Genomic DNA, 821 nt, shown 5'->3' with positions numbered 1-821 from the left:
CCCGGGGCGTGGGCCGGCCCCCGAGGGAATCGCCTGGGGGTCGAGGTCGTTACACCGGGTCCGGCGCCGTGGTGGGTTCACCCCCCGGGACCGGCCGGGCGCCGGCCCCCCTTTTTCTCATTCTTGATCGCTCTCCTGACATGACACCCACCCGCGTGTTCCCCCCTTTGTGTGCGGGTGGGTGCCGATCCCCCGAGGAGGCACGTGATGAACACGATTATGCGTAAGAGCATGCTGACCGCGCTCGGCCTGAGCGTCACCGGCGCGATCGCCGCCGGTCCGATCGCCGACGCGATGGACACCACCGTTACCCCGGCCACCACCACGGTCGCGGCCGTGGCGCAGGCCGAGAAGCCCGGTGACAAGCCGGCCGCGGAGAAGCTGATCCCGCACGGTGTCACGGGTGCGCAGTCGCGGATCGACATCTCGGACGAGCAGAAGGGCAACGTGAAGGCCATCGTCGAGGCCACCAAGGCCGCGGGGATGGACGAGCGGGCCGCGGTGATCGCGGTGGCCACCAGCTTGCAGGAGTCGAAGTTGGAGAACCTGGGTCATCTGGGTGACCGCAACGACCATGACTCGCAGGGCCTGTTCCAGCAGCGTCCGTCGTCTGGTTGGGGTTCGGTGGAGCAGATCACCGATCCGCACTACTCGACCACGGCGTTCCTGAAGGGTCTGGCGCAGGTGGACGGGTGGCAGGAGATGCCGTTGACCGTCGCCGCGCAGACGGTGCAGGTGTCGGCGTACCCGGACAAGTACGCGCAGTGGGAGAGCCAGGCCGCTGACCTGGTCGCCGAGCAGTGGAACAGCTGACCCACGAC

Annotated in this window: 1 protein-coding gene; it reads left to right on the top strand. The window is 68.5% G+C overall.

Going from position 1 to position 821, the window contains the following annotated elements:
- Positions 1-207 precede the first annotated feature (207 nt).
- Positions 208-813, top strand: a complete 606-nt coding sequence (locus ACFQUZ_RS32350; RefSeq protein ID WP_377449107.1) for a hypothetical protein — start codon at positions 208-210, stop codon at positions 811-813.
- The last annotated feature ends 8 nt before the right edge of the window (positions 814-821 follow it).

Source organism: Plantactinospora sp. GCM10030261 (assembly GCF_042666615.1).
Classification (GTDB): domain Bacteria; phylum Actinomycetota; class Actinomycetes; order Mycobacteriales; family Micromonosporaceae; genus KBS50.
The sequence above is the reverse complement of the archived record's forward strand: the minus strand, read 5'-3'. Positions and strand labels throughout refer to the sequence as shown.